The following is a 17,430-nucleotide window of genomic DNA, read 5'->3' as shown; positions in this document are numbered from 1 at the left end:
ATTGAAAGATCATCTCATTTTTGATGGAGAGCCTAACCGGAAGGATGATGATAACCTGTTTGTGGAGAACCTGCGCAAGCTGCGTTATGAACTGGAAAGGTCCGGTAAAAAGATCTTCCTGGTTACCAGTACGCAGGCGGGGCAGGGTAAAACCACCGTGATTGAAGCACTGGCTCACAGCCTGAGCCTCACACGCAAAAAGGTATTGCTGATAGACGCCAACTTCAGCAATAACTCACTTACCAAAATGTTTGAAGCCAAACCTGCACTCACTCAGTTCAGTGTAGGCGATAAAGAAGGCGCCGTAGAGCGTTTCCTTGGCATTACCAGCATGACATCAATTCCCAATACCGATGTGATCGGTTGCACGGAAGGAAACTATACACCCTCGGAAGTTCTTCCAAAAAACAATCTCTTCGATAATATCGGAAAGGTGTCTGAGCGCTACGATTATGTTTTCATAGAAGGCGCTTCGCTGAACGAGCATGCAGACAGTAAAGAGCTTGCCCGCTATGTGCAGGCCATCATCGCAGTGTTTGATGCTAAATCCGTACTTAAGCAAACTGATAAAGACTCTATAGATTATCTTAAAAGCACAGATGGGAAATTTATTGGAACGGTTCTGAATAATGTTGAGCCTGATAACATGGAGTTGTAATTGTTAATCCATAAACCTGTTCTAAGTGATCAATACTCTTTTCAATGCTGACAAGATCCTGGGCCGTTCCCGGAACCCATGGATGGATTATGCCAAAGGCATCTGTATCATGATGCCGGTTTACAGGCATACTTTCGAGGGAATTGCCAACGTGGGTGTAGGATCTTACAGCTATCCCAACATCCGTATCGTGGATGTATTTACCATGGGATTCCGTATGCCCCTGTTCTTTATGATCGCCGGTGCATTCTTTGCCATAACCCTTTACAAGAAAGGGATCGGTGATTTCGTCAATGCAAAGTTCAAAACGGTGATGTATCCGCTTCTCCTCTGGGGCAGCATTCAGATCACGCTTCAGCTGATCTTTGCAGGAGCCGGGGTGAATGCCAACCGGACACCGTTCGATTATCTCAACCTTATTCTCGACCCGCGTAAGCTGGAGCAGTTCTGGTATCTCAATGCTCTGTTCTTTGTGAGCCTGATCTATGCATTGCTCACCTGGTACCTGAAATTCACCTCCAGGCAGCAATTGATAGTGGGTCTTGTATTCTACGGCATTGCCACCTATTGCCACAAGATGAATATCGAGATCGGATTTCTCAGCGGTGTAACTTTCTATTATCTCTTCTTTGCCGTAGGTGATAACCTGCATAATATAGTGCTGGATGAAAAACATCACAAGTGGTTGTCTTCCTGGAAAACCACCTTGATCATCCTTCCCGTTTTTGCTGCGGTGGAGTGGTATTGTACCACCCTCAACCTGGCCCATCCGGAAGAATTTGATTTTTATGTGCAGCACCAGCGTCAGGATATCTTTTTCTTTTCGGCCATCATCGGTGGCCTGTTCATGATCCACCTGGCATTCATGCTTCAGCGTTTCAATGTGCTGCGGTTCCTGCGGGTGATCGGTTATCATGCGCTCTACATTTATGTGGCGCACCTGATGATAACGGCCGGTCTGCGGATCCTGTTTGTGAACTACCTGCACATCACCAATATACCATTGCTGCAGTTCACCATCTGGCCGCTGGGGGTTATCATTCCCATCATCATGTTCAACGTATCGAGGAAGCTGGGCTTCTCCTGGCTCTTTACATTGAAAGATGAGGATGGCGGCAAAAAAAAGCCTAAAGAATCACAGCAGTATTTTACACGGGAAGTAGTTGTGCCGAAAGAAAATATAAATAAATGATCATGGAAAAGGAGAATCAAAATCCTTACAAGACATTTGAACTGATCAGTACCCTGTTCGCCATAGTGTTCTGCCTTGGCATGTTCGTAAAATTCCTGTTCGACTGATACGATGGAAAAGAACCTGTTCAATAGAACGAAAGGCGCGTTGACAGATACCCTGCGCTACCACCTGGTAACAAAGAAGCTGAACACTCCGTTGGGCTTTGCAATACTTGGACTGGTTGCTATGCTCATGAGCTATGTGACCGTGGTGGTGGATGTGAAGCTGAGTGTGCTGATAGTAGGTTTGCTGGGTGTGCTGCTGCTTTGTGGTCTTTGCATCGTATATCCGCTCTTCGGCTTTTATGCAGCATACATTACCACCCTGTTCATGATGTTGCCGGCAAGGCTGAGTAACTCAGCACTTCCGATTCCAACGGGGCTTATCCCGGAATACCTGGCATACCTGGCCATGCTGGGCGTACTTACCAAGCAGCAATTCCGCAGCGAGATGAATGCCAGGTTCTGGAAAAATGCCATCATGGTCTGGATGCTGGTGCTGGTATTTTACTACATTATCCAGCTGGCCAATCCCTCTGGCAGGAGTATACTGGGATGGTTCAATTTCTTCAGAAAACAGGTCAGCTTTGTAGCCTTCTTCTATATCAGTTATTGTCTCCTGAATTCCAGGAAAGCCATTAAACAGTTCACCTGGTTCTGGGTGGGGCTGAGTACTTTCAATGCGCTCTTCGCCTGCCAGCAGCAATGGTTTGGCTTTGCGCGTTACGAAGAGATCTGGCTGATGGCTGATGAAAAAAGATATGCGCTCTTTGTGAACTTCGGATTCATCAGGCGTTTTGGTTTATTGTCTGACCCTGCTGCCGCAGGCATCCTTTATTCCTGCTCCTGTGTGATGGTGCTGGTGCTGGCGTTGCGCTCCACTAAAACATGGGAGAAAGTACTTTACTGGATCCTTACCGCCATCCATTTTATGGCAAGCAGTTATACCGGTACCAGAACGGGAACCATGATGATTGTAGCCGGTATGGTGTTCTATGTGGTGCTGAACCTGTATGAGAAAAAGACCCTTATCTTCTCCGGCGTGTTTGCAGTGATGATCATTGGCCTGCTGGTAGCCCCGATCTACAATAATATGATCATCAACAGGCTCCGTTCCACCTTCGAGGGATCGAAGGACCCTTCAGCCATGGCCAGGGACCTGAACAGGGCCATTGTACAGCCTTATGCTTATACGCATCCGATCGGGGGAGGATTAAATTCTTCCGGAAATATGGGTCAGCTTTACCATCCGGGCCACCCGATGAGTATGATCCCGCCGGACAGTGGATTCATGCAAACTATGATGGAACAGGGCCCGATAGGACTGGCTTTGCTGCTGATCTTTTATTACGCTCTTATGCGAACGGGCATTAAAAGTTACTACCGGTTGCGGGATCCGGAGCTAAAGACCTTGCTGGTTTGCCATTTTGTTTCCATCTTTACGCTCATGGTGGCGCAGTATTCCCAGCTGGCCGTTGGTCAATATCCCAGTGTGCTTTACTTTTATTCCGTACTGGCACTGTTAGTGAAAATGCCCCAGTACGATGAAAATGCTTATCAACCTCAAATCGCAGAAAAAAACTGATCATGATGAAATCAATTATAGCCACCGTTTTTATGCTGGCCGCGATGAATGCCATCGCACAAACTCCGAGCGGCCGGAATGCCTCCACCTATCATTCCAACCTGGATACTGTAAAGCAGGTTGATATCAGGGAAAGGCTGGTTCAGCTTGCATTGCAGAACCCCAACTATGAGATTGCCGACAGAAAGGTGATCATTGCAGACCGCAACCTCAGCAGGGCTAAAGGAAACTGGCTCAGCGCCTTCTCTGCACAGGGTAACCTGAACGAGCTTTCCATCAAGGAATTCGGAAGCTCCGGCAATAACCCCAATAATCCAACCGGGCTCAACGGTGGACTTTTCTTTCCAAGGTACAACTTCAGCCTCACACTGCCATTCGATTTTTTCACTTCCCGCAGTAATGAAGTAAAGGTTGCACGTCAGCAGGTATATATTGCAGAAGCTGAAAAGAATGAGCGTTACCGCATCATCCGCAGGGATGTGCTTACCCGTTATGAAGATTACCTGATGCATAAAGAGAAGTTTGATCTCAATACCCGCATAACCCAGGGAGAGTACACAGAGTATAAGCTCTCTGAAAAAGATTTCGCAGATGGCACCATCACTGCCGAAGCTTTCAAAAAAATTGAAGTTGGTTATTACAACCAGCTCATCTCAAAAGCTGAAGCACAACGCAATTTCAATGTTTCTAAATATGAGCTGGAGCTGCTGATCGGTGTGAGCATTGATGATGTACTTCCCAGAAGATAAACCGTAAGCCTTATGAGTCAGTCTATACCTGCCATTGCCTCTGCCGCGGCCGCTGAGCCTGCGCTGGCGCCACCCCAGGCCAAAGCCCGGATCTTCTTTCCAAACCTGGATGGATTAAGGTTCCTTTCATTTTTTATAGTGTTCCTTTTCCATTGGTATATGACTGTATACCCATACATCAACGCCACTAATCCAGGTGCTTCCGAAGGGATCCGTTTTCTTTTCCAATACGGTTCACTCGGTGTGAATTTCTTTTTTGTTCTGAGTGGTTTCCTGATCACTTACCTGCTCATCCGCGAGCGTGAGCTCACCGGCACTATACACGTAGGAAATTTTTATGTAAGAAGGATCCTGCGTATCTGGCCGCTGTATTATCTCTGCCTGGGTATTGCATTTTTGCTCTTCCCCATGCTGAAGCAAATGGCCGGAGAAGTATATACGGAAAGAGTGAATGAATGGTACTACGTGATCTTTGCCGCCAATTTCGAATACATGCGTATCTGGCCGCTTCACCCTGAAGCTGTGCTGGTATCTGTGTTATGGTCCGTAGCAGTGGAAGAACAATTCTATCTTACCTGGCCGCTGATCCTGCGCCTTGTACCGATGAAATTCTATAAGTATGTATTTATTCTGATCATGGCAGGCTCATTGATATTCCGCAGTTTTTATACTGGAGATAACGATCATGACTATGCGGTAAGATACTTTCACACTTTCTCTGTGATTGGCGATATGGCATTGGGCGGACTACTCGCCTGGCTCTGTTCCTTCCCCAATAAATTCCTGGGATGGGTAACCAATATGCGGAAACCCGTAATAGCGTTGATCTATACCGGGGCAGTATTGCTGAGCCTTTTCAAAAGCTATATTTTTCCTGCAGGCATGCCCATTATTTTTGAGAGACTGGTGATCGGATTTTTCTTCGGACTGATCATACTGGAACAGAATTTTGCTGTCAACAGCTTTTTCAAGGTGGGCAGATGGAAGCTGATCTCAAGATTAGGTACTTATACTTACGGATTATACTGTTTGCATTTATTAGCGATCTACATATCCACCAAGATAGTGCTGAAACTCGGACTGGATCAGCGTATGCTCACTACGGCCTTTGCGCAGGTGATCATTGCATTGCCCCTTTCCCTGGTCATCAGCATTGCTTCTTATCATCTTTTTGAGAAGTGGTTCCTGCAATTAAAAGACCGATTTGCTTTTATTACTAAATAATGCTTATTAACTTGCAGGCACCCTCTATAACCAATGTTCTATGCCTTGGTTTTTACATGGCTTGAATATAGTAGTTGTTAGTGATACAACCAGCCCCTGAAGAAATTGTGAGTTGAGTTCACGAAACTAAGTAATGATGAAGCATCCGAAAATTCCGGAGCAGCTACTTGTATTTGCCGGATCTCTATTGTTTTTCCTTCTGACCCTGGCCGCTAATTTATCGGGGCCACGTGATTCCATTAATTACCTCAACGGGGTCATTAAAGGAGGAGAGCACCTGAGTCATCCGCATCACCTTTTGTACCACTATTCAGCTTATTACTGGTTACATATCACCAACGCTATATTCCCCGGCATTCGCGATTTTTATCTCGTGGAATCTTTTACAGCTGTCTGCGGCAGTATCAGCATGGCCATCATATACAGCTTCTTCCGCTGGAGATTCAACTGGAAGCCCTGGCCCTCCATTGTGTTCTCATCAGTGATCGCTTTCTCTTACGGTATGTGGTTCTACAGTACTAACATTGAAGTATATGCGCCAGCCATGATGTTCCTGCTGGCTTCATTATATATTCTCGCTTCACCTGATTTCAATAAGAAAGATGTATGGAAAGTAAGCCTGCTGCATTGCCTGGCCATCCTCTATCATCAGCTGCATATCCTCTTTGCCATTGTGATCCTCTGGATACTTTTCACAAGGCGCAAACAACTGGCTTTTTTACCAGCTTTAGCTACCTATGCGATCATGGGTGTGATACTGGTGGGCGGCGCTTATTTCCTTATGGGGTGGGTAGTGGCCAGCCAGGATTCGATGGAACAGTGGGTTGAATGGATCCGCGGATACACCACACACCAGGATTACTGGCAGTGGCCAGGCGTTAATACCCCCTCGCATGTATTCACCGGTTTCTCACATGCATTTATTGGAGGTCATTTTGTATTCAGACTTCCTGGTATCGACAGCTATTTCGATAAGCTGCGAGCAGCACATTCACTCCATGATGAGATCTTCCTGGCCCAGCATATCAGTCAGGGTACCGCTATCTTCCTGACAGTACTCACCGTTTTGCTGGCCATCGCAACAACAGTGCTTATTGTCCGCTTTTTCCGTAGTTACAAATCAGTACAATCAAAATGGCCCACCGTGGTTCCACCACTGGTTGTTTGCGGCGCCGTATACTCCGCATTCTTCTGCATCTGGATGCCGGAGATCCTTGAGTTCTGGATCTTCCAGACCATCCTGTTCTGGCTCCTGCTGCTGGGAACCCTTTCTGTTACAGGATTTCCAAAGATCAGGGCCATAACGGCGGGAATCGCGTTAAGTCTCACACTTTTCATCATAAACTATTTTGGCAGCATACGTTGGCTGCAGGACCCGGACCACGACTGGTATTATCTCAAAGTGAAACCTGTTCAGAAGATCATCAGGGAGAATGATGTGGTATTACTTCAGCAGGGCTGGATCCTCAAAGACTTTGTTGAATACTTCACAAAGGCGGATGTAACGGAAGTGCCCGCCCAGCAACATCTCAGGCCAGGTGTTGACTCCATGCTCAATAATCATCTCAGCCGGGGTGGCCGCATTATCATCTATCCCGAAGTGAACAGCATGAACGCAGAACCTGAAACACAGTATGTGGATTCACTGCTGAGCAGGTATGAGCACGAGAGGTTGTTGTTCAATCCAACGGATCCGGAAATCATAATTATCAGTCCGGACTCTACTGAGATGGCACCATAAAATTCGCCGGCCCGGCCTCCGAAGGTGCAGCAATGCGGAGTAAATGCTGTTGGCTAGTTCCGATCTTCCTTTCTTACCTGTTATCAACCTTTTCATGATCGTTTTTGGCTCCCTTTTGGAGCGGATCTATGCCATTCTACTTCTTCCGGTAGAAGGGGATGCTCATTGAACATTTTCCAAATTTTACCGGTATAGGGGAGAATCTGCCCCCGACTGTTTTGAATGTGGTAATTTAGTGAGTGTTTTTGCTGGCAGGAGGGGAAAAAATGAGAAATTGGAAAGGTGACTGACAGGAAATGAGCGTTGTGATGAGGAGTTGGGAACTGGTGTTTGTAGGAAATTGTATGTTACAACGGCTTTGCGGAAAAAAGGGTGATGAAAAATTACAATGCGTTTTTCTGCGGCCTTATCACACTGCTTAGGCGAGCGGGTATGCGGGCGACGGCCTTCTAAACATAAGCGAAGAAGCTGACCCGGAATACTAAAGCCCGATCACGCCAAATTGCCGCCCATCCTCATTCTACAGTTCAGGTATGTTTTACAGCCGTTGCGAGCATGACACCTCGCCAGAAGGAACAAAAACCCGTGTTTTTGCAGTTTTTAAATAATATTTTGCCGATTAATGCCGGTTTTCCCCGATTTTTGGAAACCGTTTTAATAATCTAACAACCAAACTTAACCACCCCAGGAAAAAATCATGGAGACTGTGGCAACTAAAGGAACCCTGAGTGCAGTGCATATCGATGCTTTCCGGCAGATCGTTGGAGACGCTTATGTGTTACTGGATGAGGAATCACTCAACAATTACGGGCATGATGAAACGGAGCACCTTCTCTTCCCCCCGGAAGTAGTGCTAAGGCCCAGAACAGCAGAAGAGATTGCTGCTGTAATGAAGATCTGTAACAAAGACCGTATCCCTGTTACCCCTCGCGGTGCAGGTACCGGCCTCAGTGGCGGCGCACTCCCCAACCTCGGCGGCGTGCTCATCTCCACTGACCGCATGAACTCCATTCTCAATATCGATGAGAGGAATCTCCAGGTGGTCACCGAACCCGGTGTGATCACCGAAGTATTGCAGAATGCAGTGAAAGAAAAAGGACTTTTCTATCCTCCTGATCCCAGCAGCCGCGGATCCTGTTTCATCGGCGGAAATATTGCCGAGAACAGTGGCGGCCCCAAGGCCGTTAAATACGGTGTGGTGAAGGATTATGTGATCAATCTGGAAGTGGTTCTGCCAACAGGCGAGATCATCTGGACGGGTGCCAATGTACTCAAGAATTCAACCGGCTATAACCTTACACAACTGGTGGTGGGCAGTGAAGGTACACTTGGTATAGTTACCAAAATTGTGCTGAAACTGATCCCTCATCCCAAATACGACCTGCTGATGCTGGTGCCTTTCAATTCCCTTGAAAAGGCCGGCGAAGCGGTGAGCGCCATCTTCCGCGCAGGCTTTACGCCCAGCGCACTGGAACTGGTGGAGATAGACGCCCTTCAGATAGTGAGCAAATTTGTTGACAGCTCCGTTGTGCCTGTTACGGAAGGAACGGCCGCACACCTCATCATTGAAGTGGATGGCAATCACCTGGATACCCTGATGGTGGAGATGGAGGCAATTAGCACCCTGTTAACAGAATATGAGGCAGGCGAGGTTTACTTTGCGGACGATGCCCAGCAGAAAGCAGAGCTCTGGAAGCTGCGTCGCAGAACGGCTGAAGCCGTGAAGATAGACGGCTACACAGTGGAAGAAGATACGGTGGTTCCAAGAGCGGAACTGCCCGCACTGATCCGGGGTGTGAAGGCACTCGGAAAAGAGTATGGGTTCCGCGCAGTATGTTACGGACATGCCGGCGATGGTAACCTGCATATCCGTATCAAAAAAGATGGCGTGGCCAACAGCGCCGATGATCCGCAACTGATTGCAGGTATCAAAGCATTGTTTGCACTGGTGCATAAACTTGGTGGTACTATCAGCGGAGAGCATGGCATCGGTCTGATCCAGAAAAATTATATCGATATCGTGTTCAATGAAACGCAACTGCAGATCATGCGTGGCATCAAAAAAACATTCGATCCGAATAATATCCTGAATGCAGGAAAGATCTTCGACCTGTAATTCAGTAACCGGCCAACACTCAACTACATCAATATGGCAATGAAGCAATTTGCACTGGCTGCCTTTTTATTGTTTGGCGCACTCGCGGTTCAGGCACAGCGGGAACCGGTAGAGCAGGAACAACCTAAAGGAGGTTTCAACAAAGAGAATCTTTTCTTTGGCGGGAATTTCGGTCTCAGCTTCGGCGATTATACTTTGGTGAATGTGTCTCCGCAAGTGGGATACCGTTTCAACAGGTACCTGGCTGCAGGCGCCGGTGTGAATTTCCTTTACTCCAGTTTCAAGCGCAGGTATAATGTGGGAGCCGATTATAAAGAGAACTACGGCAATGCCGGGTTGAATATTTTCGGTCGTGTATACCCGATAGAATACCTGTTGCTGCAATTGCAGCCGGAAGCCAACTATGTATGGGGTAAGATAAAATACCCTGACAATACACAGCTGAAACTGGATGGTCAGATCGTGCCTTCGCTGCTTGGCGGCGCGGGTGCAGTGATCCCTACAGGTGGCAGGGGTTCCTTCATTGTGATGGTTCAGTACGATCTGTTGCAGAATGAGCGCTCTCCTTACCAGAACAGGGCCTTCTACAATTTCGGGTACAATGTCGGATTCTGATACGTCATTATAACGGAAGCCCTGAGTGGATCAGGGCTTCTGTATTATCCTATCTTATTAAAAAGTTCAACGGGAGTTTCGCATACGATGATCCTCTCGGCAACTCCTTCATAAAGGAATCCATCTTTTTCCATTTGTTTGAGATGGCCCAGGAGGTGTTTATAGAACCCATTGGAGTTGAGGATGTAGATCTTTTTATCGTGGATCTTGAGCTGGTTCCAGGTCACCATCTCAAAAAGCTCGTCGAGTGTGCCGAAACCTCCGGGAAGAATGATGGCTGCATCGCAGAGATCATACATCATCTTCTTGCGGGAGTGCATATCAGGTACGATGGCCAGTTCTGAGAGCGACTCATGTTGTTGCTCCCAGTCAACCAGGATCTTGGGCATCACGCCCATTACCTTGCCTTCGTTCATCAGTACTGCATTGGCAACGGTACCCATCAGGCCGCGGTTGCCGCCGCCATAAACGAGCTTGAGGCCGAGGATGGCAATGAATTTTCCTAGTTCTGCCGCGTGTTGGGCATAAATGGGGTGGAGTCCGGGCTTAGATCCGCAGAAGACCGCTACAGATTCAATTTTCATATGGAAATGTTATTCCAGTTTTCCTGGAATCGACGCTAAGGTAAGTGGATTGTCCACAATTATGGAGACAATTTTATTACCTTACTGTGCGCTCAACTTGTAGAATATCACTATTAATATTTTACGCTTATGTCGGCTTCAATGCTGTTCTCATTCGTGATAGGCTATTTCATACTATTGCTTGCCGTAGCCTGGTTCACATCCCGTAACTCTAACAATGAATCTTTCTTTATCGGTAACCGTAACTCCAACTGGATGCTGGTGGCATTCGGTATGATCGGTACCTCGCTGAGCGGCGTTACCTTTGTGAGCGTGCCCGGCGCAGTAGGGAAAGAATCCTTTGCGTACTTCCAGATCATGATCGGTTATTTCATCGGTTACCTGGTAATCGCATTTGTTTTGCTGCCGCTGTATTACAGGCTTAATCTCACCTCCATTTACAATTACCTGAGCACAAGGCTCGGATTCAAATCGTACAAAACAGGAGCCTCTTTCTTCATTCTCAGCCGTACGCTCGGCGCCACGGCCCGCCTTTACCTGGTAGTGAAGATCCTGCAGGATACCATCCTCTCCAGCTTCAACGTGCCTTTCTGGGCCACCACCCTGATCATTCTCATCATGATCCTGGTATACACCTATGAAGGTGGTGTGAAAACGATCGTGTACACGGATACATTGCAAACCACCTGTATGCTCATAGGGCTGGTAGTGTGCGTGATCTACATTCTCAATAAAATGGACATGAGCCTTGGTCAGAGTCTCAATGCCATGGGCGAACAGGGTTACTCAAAAATATTCTTCACCGATCCCGACAGCAAACTCTTCTTCCTGAAACAGATATTGGCGGGCGCATTCATCACCATCACCATGACCGGTATGGATCAGGAAATGATGCAGAAGAATATCTCCGTTAAAACCCTCAAGGACGCACAGAAGAATGTGGTTACGCTTTCCATTATCATGTTCGTAGTGATAGGGCTCTTTTTGGTGCTTGGCGGATTGCTGCACCTGTATGCTGCTCAGGAAAATATTGCCGCCACAGGCGATAAATTATTCCCTGCCGTTGCACTGAACCATATGACGCCGCTGATCTCCGTTGTATTCATCATCGCACTGATCTCGGCCCTCTTTCCAAGCGCAGATGGCGCTATCACGGCGCTCACTTCCAGCTTCTGTATCGATATCCTCGGCATGCAGAGAAGGGAAGACTGGACCGAAGCTGAGAAGAAAAAGATCCGTCAGCGTACCCACCTGATCTTTGCCGTCATCTTCCTGCTTTTTGTGATGGTATTCAACTGGATCAACAACAACAGCATGATCGGCGTGATCCTGAAGATCGCGGCCTATACCTACGGTCCGCTTCTTGGTCTCTTCAGCTTTGGTATCCTTACCAAACGTGTGGTGAGGGACCACCTGGCGCCCATCGTCTGTATCGTTGCCCCGCTGCTCTGCCTGGTGATCGATGTATTCCAGAAGTCGATCTTCGGCGATTTCGAGATAGGCCTGGAGCTGCTCATCATCAATGGCGGCCTTACTTTTATCGGATTGATGATGATCTCAAAAAAAGAGCGCCTGACCATAAACTAAATAGCGGATACCTGCGTTTAACATGGTAGAATGCCATCCCTCTATGCTCCTGCAAAGGAGACAAAGGATGGCATTCCTTGTCTTCAGTGTTCACCCCTAAACGCACCATATGAATGATACGATTCGTAAGAGTAAGCAACGCAGGTGGTCAGAAAGCAAGGCACATAGCAGCTGGCAGATCTTCAAGATCATGGCGGAGTTTGTTGATGGCTTTGAAGCACTTGCGAAGATCGGACCTTGCATCTCCGTTTTCGGTTCAGCCCGCACACAACCCGGGCACCCCTATTATGAGCTCACAGTGGCCATCTCCAAACGCCTGGCCGAAGAAGGTTTCGGCATCATCTCCGGCGGCGGCCCTGGTATCATGGAAGCTGCCAATAAAGGTGCTCAGCTCGGAGCCGGCAAATCAGTAGGCCTTAATATCGACCTGCCTTTCGAGCAACATTCCAACCCTTTCATCGACCGCGATGCCAACCTGGATTTCGATTATTTCTTTGTCAGAAAAGTGATGTTCACCAAGTATTCCCAGGGCTTTGTAATGATGCCCGGCGGCTTCGGCACCATGGATGAATTCTTTGAAGTGATCACCCTTATTCAGACCGGCAAGATGCTGCAGGTGCCGTTGATACTGGTAGGCGCAGATTACTGGAGCGGGCTTGTTGCCTGGATGCAGGACACTATGCTGAAGCACTCGAATATATCACCGGAAGATTTGGATCTCCTCATTATTGCCAACACACCCGACGAAGTTGTGCAGCATGTGTTGGAGTTTTATAAGAAGCATCCGTTGCAGCCGAACTTCTGAGTCTTGTTTTGCCAGGTGTTGAAGCGTGATATTTTGTACTCCCTTTTTCAGGGCTTTTTTGCACGGGCATATGAAAATGACCGCTGCAAAACATACCCACACCTTTCTGTTTTTTAATGGGGCTTTGGTGGGGTATGTTGGGGCTTTGGTGTAATGATGAGCTGGAGGATCGTATGTTTTGAAGGCTGCCATTTCCATATGTCCGTGCTGATGACACCCTGATGGGGCAGGAGTTTCAGGCATATACGCTGATGAAAGGCGGAGGTTAGCCTGCTGAAGTTGCGGACTGAACAGCTGCTTCCTGGGTGGTGGAGAGGGATGGTGAGTATTCGGTTAGTCATTACTGATAGTAGCAGCAAGTTTTGAACTGCGAAATGAAATATTGATTGGTGATATGATGTAGAGGAAATGTGATGAAGTGTTTTATTTGGCACTGTATTTTTCTCACGCCATAGCATCGTGCTGGAGCAAAGGGATATGAAAAGGGGACCTTTAAAATATAAGCGATGCAGCCCAATCAACGAACAGAACCTTCCATCTTTCCTCACAATGTTTAATAGTACCACTAAAAGGTGCGGTATATTTTACCGGACCCGTTCATATCCCTTTGAGACAAGATACCATTGAGCAAAGATTCGATTGATACAAATTATCATTGAGATAAGATACAATTGAGGCAAGACCTCAATGAGATAAATCACGTCGGTGGGAAAGCCGATTAAGCAATATTATCCTCTTCATCATTTTCAGGTGTTGTTGCAACCGGCGTCACCTGCGTGGCTTTCGGCTTCCTGAATTTTGCGGTAAACCGGCCGATGCGGCGGAATACACGGCCGTAGAATTCCTTGTTGAATAATTGAGAATCGTGGAGCGCTTTATAAATAAGGAACATGCCGATGGGGACGAGTACGAATGTGGCCAGCCACATGCCGCCAAGCGGGGTGAGTACATCCTCTTTCACGAACTTCTTGCCGAAGTTGTTGAGCAGAAAGAAGATCACAAAGAAGGCTACGGCAAATACAACAGGCGTTCCGATACCACCCTTGCGAACGATGGAGCCTAAGGGAGCACCAATGAGGAAGAGCACCAGCACGGCGAGAGACATGGTGATCTTTTCGTGCCAGGTCATCAGGTGGAGGCGGAGATCCTTTCGTTTGTTCTCGTAGTCGATAGCACTTCCTTCAACGGCAGATTTCATGGAGCTGGCATAAGAGGCGCTCATGTCTGTAACGGAGTTGCGGAGGCTGTCGGGGATCAACTGCGCAAAGGATTTGATGGAGTCAGGAACCTTGTTCGCTTTTACGTCGGTCCAGCCGCTGTCGATATATTTATTGAAAGTGAGATAAACCTGAAGGTCGTTGCGGGTGCGGTCGGTTACCTTATAGGAGTCGCGCTCCAGGGAATCGATGACCACGCTGAGCTGTCCTACATTCAGCATTTCGTAACGGTTACGGTAAACGCTGTCTGATGTCATGTTCAGTTGAAGGGCGCTGAGGTCGAGGATCTTTTTATATTCCTTGAAGCCCAGCCTGGTGAATTGCGTATTGGTGGTATTGCGGCTACCTTCTTCCTGGTAACGCCATCCGTCCTGTAATTTGAATTCAAGGTAATGCTTATCGGGTGTAACGCGCATCACACCGCGGCGGGCTGCGATCATATGGTCCTGCAGCGGAGCGTGCTCGGTTTCATAGATGACCACATTGTGCAGGATGGAATCGTTCTCTTTTTTGCCCACCTTCATGGCAAAGCCGGGAATGGTGGTATAGAATACGCCTTCTTTGAGGTCGAAGGCTGGTTTTTTATTGATGAGGTCGGAGTGCAGGGTTTTCATCTTCAGGTTGGCTACGGGGATAACGTAGTTATTGAAGAGGAAGGCCATGAAGGAGAGGAGCACGGCAACTACCAGCAGGGGGCGCATGAAGCGCATAAGGCCGATGCCGGCGGACTTGATGGCAACCAGCTCGAAGGTCTCGCCAAGGTTGCCGAAGGTCATGATACTGCTGAGCAGTACCGCCAGGGGCAGGGCCAGCGGAACCAGGGTGGCGCTGAGGTAGGTGATCAGGCGCAGCATGATGAAGCCATCGATTCCCTTACCAACGAAATCGTCAATCCACAACCAGAAGAATTGCAGGATCAGCACAAAGAGTGTGAGGAAAAAGGTAGCGATAAAAGGGCCGATGAATGCCCTGAGTACAAGTATATCCAGTTTTTTGATCACAATACTGCTAATTACCTTTAATACATGAATCCAACAAAAATACATCTTTCGGAAGATGAATTGGCATTAGTTCAAAATGGTCAATTGCTTTTAACAAAGAATGCGATCATGGACAAAGCGGTGGAAGTGATGGGGGAGTTGCACGGGCAGTTGAAGGGCATGCTGGAGGAGCTGGATGCAGCACTTCCGGAAGAAGTGATGGTCAGTTCGGGAAAAATATCAAAAGGTGAAAAATATGAGGGGCTGCCCTGGGTGATGCTTGACTATCCGCGTGTTTTTGGAAAGGAGGATGTATTTGCCGTGAGAACGATGTTCTGGTGGGGTAATTTTTTCAGCATCACGCTTCATCTGAGTGGCAGGTACAAAAAGATGTACCAGCCGGTGCTTCTGAAGAACAGGATGCTGTTGCAGGAATGCAATTTCTATCTGTGTGTTTCTGAGGATGAATGGCGGCACGACTTTGCGGCTACCAATTATATATCACTTGACCAGCTGGATGACCAGGCGGTTACAAACATACTTTCGGTTACTGGTTTCTGTAAGTTATCGGTGAGGATCCCTTTGCAGATGTGGAATTTGTCGATGACTCTGACGCATACGCTGTACCGCGCCATATTTGATTCACTGAAGCCTTAGTTGCCTAAACGGTGGAAGAGGTCTTTCACCTGGTAGCCCCATAATTGACTTTGATCCTTTATTTCGCCTTTTTCAGCAAAGTCTTTGATCACGAGAATCGTTTGGTTGGTCACTTCTGACTTCTCTATGCGAAATTCAAAATATTCATCGGTTGGCAGATGAAGCCAGTGGAAGCGAATGAATTTGTCTTCTTCACTTTCGGTGACTTCTGCTTTATCAACGGAACCATTCCAGGAAAAGCTGAATATATTATCGCGCTCGTCCACTTTATCTGCAAACCACTCCTGCAAACCTGCTGGTGTACTGAGAAATTCGAATAAAATGGAAGGAGAACATCTTACCGGATACTCTAACGTAAATTGTTGTTTCTTACTCATCTACTCCTTGTATTGAACTTTTTATAATACCTGTGCTGCAATAATAGAAAAATAATGCAACCCTAAAAATTTTTTTGTTGGAGAAGGCGTTAAAGGTAGGGAAACTAAACCTTGACGAGAAAAAGTTTAAAGCTACTGGAAACCAGTTGGTTAGAATTCTTTTTTTTGGAAAATGATTCGATATTGGTTAAATTGCCATAGCAGGGCTTTTTACGAGTTGACGATCAATACATAAGAAAACAGGCATTATTACGTTTTTCTCCTGGTTACAGGCAGCCTTTAAACCTTAAAAACCCTTTAAACGACCTCAACCTATGAGTATGCGTCAACTCAAGATCACGAAATCAATTACGAATCGTGAATCTCAGAGCCTTGAGAAGTACCTGCAGGAAATTGGTAAAGTTGAATTGATCAGTCCCGAAGAAGAAGTGCGTCTTGCCCGAAGAATAAAGCAAGGCGACCAGTCTGCACTCGATAAACTGACCAAAGCCAATCTTCGCTTCGTAGTCTCCGTAGCAAAGCAGTATCAGAATCAGGGTCTCTCCCTTCCTGATCTCATCAACGAAGGAAATCTCGGCCTTATCAAGGCAGCACAACGTTTTGATGAAACCCGCGGCTTTAAATTCATCTCTTACGCTGTATGGTGGATCCGCCAGAGCATTCTGCAGGCATTGGCAGAGCAAAGCCGGATCGTTCGTCTTCCACTCAACAAAGTAGGTTTAACCAACAAGATCCAGAAAGCATTCTCCCAGCTGGAGCAGGAATTTGAGCGTGAGCCCAGTCCTGAAGAACTGGCCGAGCTCCTGGAGCTTGAAACGGAAGAGGTTTCCGCTACCCTCGGTATTGCAGCCCGCCATGTGAGCATGGATTCGCCAATGTCTGAAGGGGAAGACAATACCCTGGTAGACGTGCTGGAGAATCCCAATGCCGAGTATGCCAATACCAATATCGAGCACCGGGAAAGCCTCAAGCAGGAGATCGAGCGGTCTATGAAGATGCTCACCGAGCGCCAGAAAGAGGTGATCTGTTATTTCTTCGGCCTGGGGGTAGACCACCCGATGAGCCTGGAGGATATCGGAGACAAATTCAACCTTACCCGCGAACGCGTGAGGCAGATCAAAGACAAGGCAATCACCAAGTTGCGGACCAATTCCCGCTCCAGAGCTCTCCGCAGCTACCTGGGCGTTTAATCTTTAAAAAAGTAATTACCCGAAAGAAACTTTACTCTTCATAATCTTACTGTAAATTTGCCCGCTGAAATTAAGTCATTGCGGGGTCTGTACTGTCCCTGATAGGATAGGA

Annotated in this window: 15 protein-coding genes; 12 read left to right on the top strand and 3 right to left on the bottom strand. The window is 47.3% G+C overall.

What is annotated here, in order from left to right; translation table 11 throughout:
* From ACTHMC_RS17520 to ACTHMC_RS17485, 8 genes are all read left to right on the top strand, one after another.
* The coding region (locus tag ACTHMC_RS17520) for a CpsD/CapB family tyrosine-protein kinase (RefSeq protein WP_440414990.1) at nucleotides 1-658 on the top strand (658 nt) is incomplete at its 5' end.
* A 25-nt stretch (nucleotides 659-683) separates the two neighbouring features.
* Nucleotides 684-1,850 carry an acyltransferase family protein gene (locus tag ACTHMC_RS17515; RefSeq protein ID WP_440414989.1) on the top strand — a complete coding sequence of 389 codons (1,167 nt, stop codon included), beginning with the start codon at nucleotides 684-686 and terminating at the stop codon, nucleotides 1,848-1,850.
* Between the two features lie 111 nt (nucleotides 1,851-1,961).
* Nucleotides 1,962-3,476, top strand: a complete 1,515-nt coding sequence (locus tag ACTHMC_RS17510) for an O-antigen ligase family protein (protein WP_440414987.1) — start codon at nucleotides 1,962-1,964, stop codon at nucleotides 3,474-3,476.
* A gap of 2 nt (nucleotides 3,477-3,478) precedes the next feature.
* Nucleotides 3,479-4,225 (top strand): TolC family protein, encoded by a 747-nt coding sequence (locus ACTHMC_RS17505; RefSeq protein WP_440414985.1) that lies wholly within the window; start codon nucleotides 3,479-3,481, stop codon nucleotides 4,223-4,225.
* 12 nt (nucleotides 4,226-4,237) lie between these two features.
* On the top strand, nucleotides 4,238-5,449 hold the full coding sequence (locus tag ACTHMC_RS17500; RefSeq protein WP_440414983.1) for an acyltransferase family protein: 1,212 nt from the start codon (nucleotides 4,238-4,240) through the stop codon (nucleotides 5,447-5,449).
* Between the two features lie 136 nt (nucleotides 5,450-5,585).
* A complete protein-coding gene (locus ACTHMC_RS17495; RefSeq protein WP_440414981.1) occupies nucleotides 5,586-7,190 on the top strand; it encodes a hypothetical protein in 1,605 nt (534 codons plus the stop codon).
* A 706-nt stretch (nucleotides 7,191-7,896) separates the two neighbouring features.
* Nucleotides 7,897-9,306, top strand: coding sequence for an FAD-binding oxidoreductase (locus ACTHMC_RS17490; protein ID WP_440414979.1), 1,410 nt, complete (start codon nucleotides 7,897-7,899; stop codon nucleotides 9,304-9,306).
* 33 nt (nucleotides 9,307-9,339) lie between these two features.
* Complete coding sequence (locus tag ACTHMC_RS17485) at nucleotides 9,340-9,921, top strand: hypothetical protein (protein WP_440414977.1); 582 nt, start codon at nucleotides 9,340-9,342, stop codon at nucleotides 9,919-9,921.
* 44 nt (nucleotides 9,922-9,965) lie between these two features.
* Here ACTHMC_RS17485 and ACTHMC_RS17480 read toward each other — a convergent pair whose 3' ends face one another.
* A complete protein-coding gene (locus ACTHMC_RS17480; RefSeq protein ID WP_440414975.1) occupies nucleotides 9,966-10,505 on the bottom strand; it encodes a TIGR00730 family Rossman fold protein in 540 nt (179 codons plus the stop codon).
* 129 nt (nucleotides 10,506-10,634) lie between these two features.
* On the opposite strand from ACTHMC_RS17480, the gene ACTHMC_RS17475 reads away from it, so the two are divergent.
* Both ACTHMC_RS17475 and ACTHMC_RS17470 read left to right on the top strand, forming a co-directional pair.
* Nucleotides 10,635-12,092, top strand: coding sequence for a sodium:solute symporter (locus tag ACTHMC_RS17475; protein ID WP_440414973.1), 1,458 nt, complete (start codon nucleotides 10,635-10,637; stop codon nucleotides 12,090-12,092).
* Between the two features lie 109 nt (nucleotides 12,093-12,201).
* A complete protein-coding gene (locus tag ACTHMC_RS17470; RefSeq protein WP_440414971.1) occupies nucleotides 12,202-12,897 on the top strand; it encodes a TIGR00730 family Rossman fold protein in 696 nt (231 codons plus the stop codon).
* A gap of 718 nt (nucleotides 12,898-13,615) precedes the next feature.
* Here ACTHMC_RS17470 and ACTHMC_RS17465 read toward each other — a convergent pair.
* A complete protein-coding gene (locus ACTHMC_RS17465; RefSeq protein ID WP_440414969.1) occupies nucleotides 13,616-15,115 on the bottom strand; it encodes an LptF/LptG family permease in 1,500 nt (499 codons plus the stop codon).
* A gap of 84 nt (nucleotides 15,116-15,199) precedes the next feature.
* Between ACTHMC_RS17465 and ACTHMC_RS17460 the strand changes: the two genes are divergently transcribed.
* On the top strand, nucleotides 15,200-15,751 hold the full coding sequence (locus ACTHMC_RS17460) for a hypothetical protein (protein WP_440414967.1): 552 nt from the start codon (nucleotides 15,200-15,202) through the stop codon (nucleotides 15,749-15,751).
* On the opposite strand, the gene ACTHMC_RS17455 is transcribed toward ACTHMC_RS17460, so the two are convergent.
* Nucleotides 15,748-16,128 carry an START-like domain-containing protein gene (locus ACTHMC_RS17455; RefSeq protein WP_440414965.1) on the bottom strand — a complete coding sequence of 127 codons (381 nt, stop codon included), beginning with the start codon at nucleotides 16,126-16,128 and terminating at the stop codon, nucleotides 15,748-15,750. The genes ACTHMC_RS17460 and ACTHMC_RS17455 overlap by 4 nt on opposite strands.
* 320 nt (nucleotides 16,129-16,448) lie before the next feature.
* Between ACTHMC_RS17455 and ACTHMC_RS17450 the strand changes: the two genes are divergently transcribed.
* On the top strand, nucleotides 16,449-17,318 hold the full coding sequence (locus ACTHMC_RS17450; RefSeq protein ID WP_440414963.1) for a sigma-70 family RNA polymerase sigma factor: 870 nt from the start codon (nucleotides 16,449-16,451) through the stop codon (nucleotides 17,316-17,318).
* Nucleotides 17,319-17,430: the final 112 nt, after the last annotated feature.

Source organism: Pseudobacter sp. (assembly GCF_051955275.1).
Lineage (GTDB): Bacteria > Bacteroidota > Bacteroidia > Chitinophagales > Chitinophagaceae > Pseudobacter.
The sequence above is the reverse complement of the archived record's forward strand: the minus strand, read 5'-3'. Positions and strand labels throughout refer to the sequence as shown.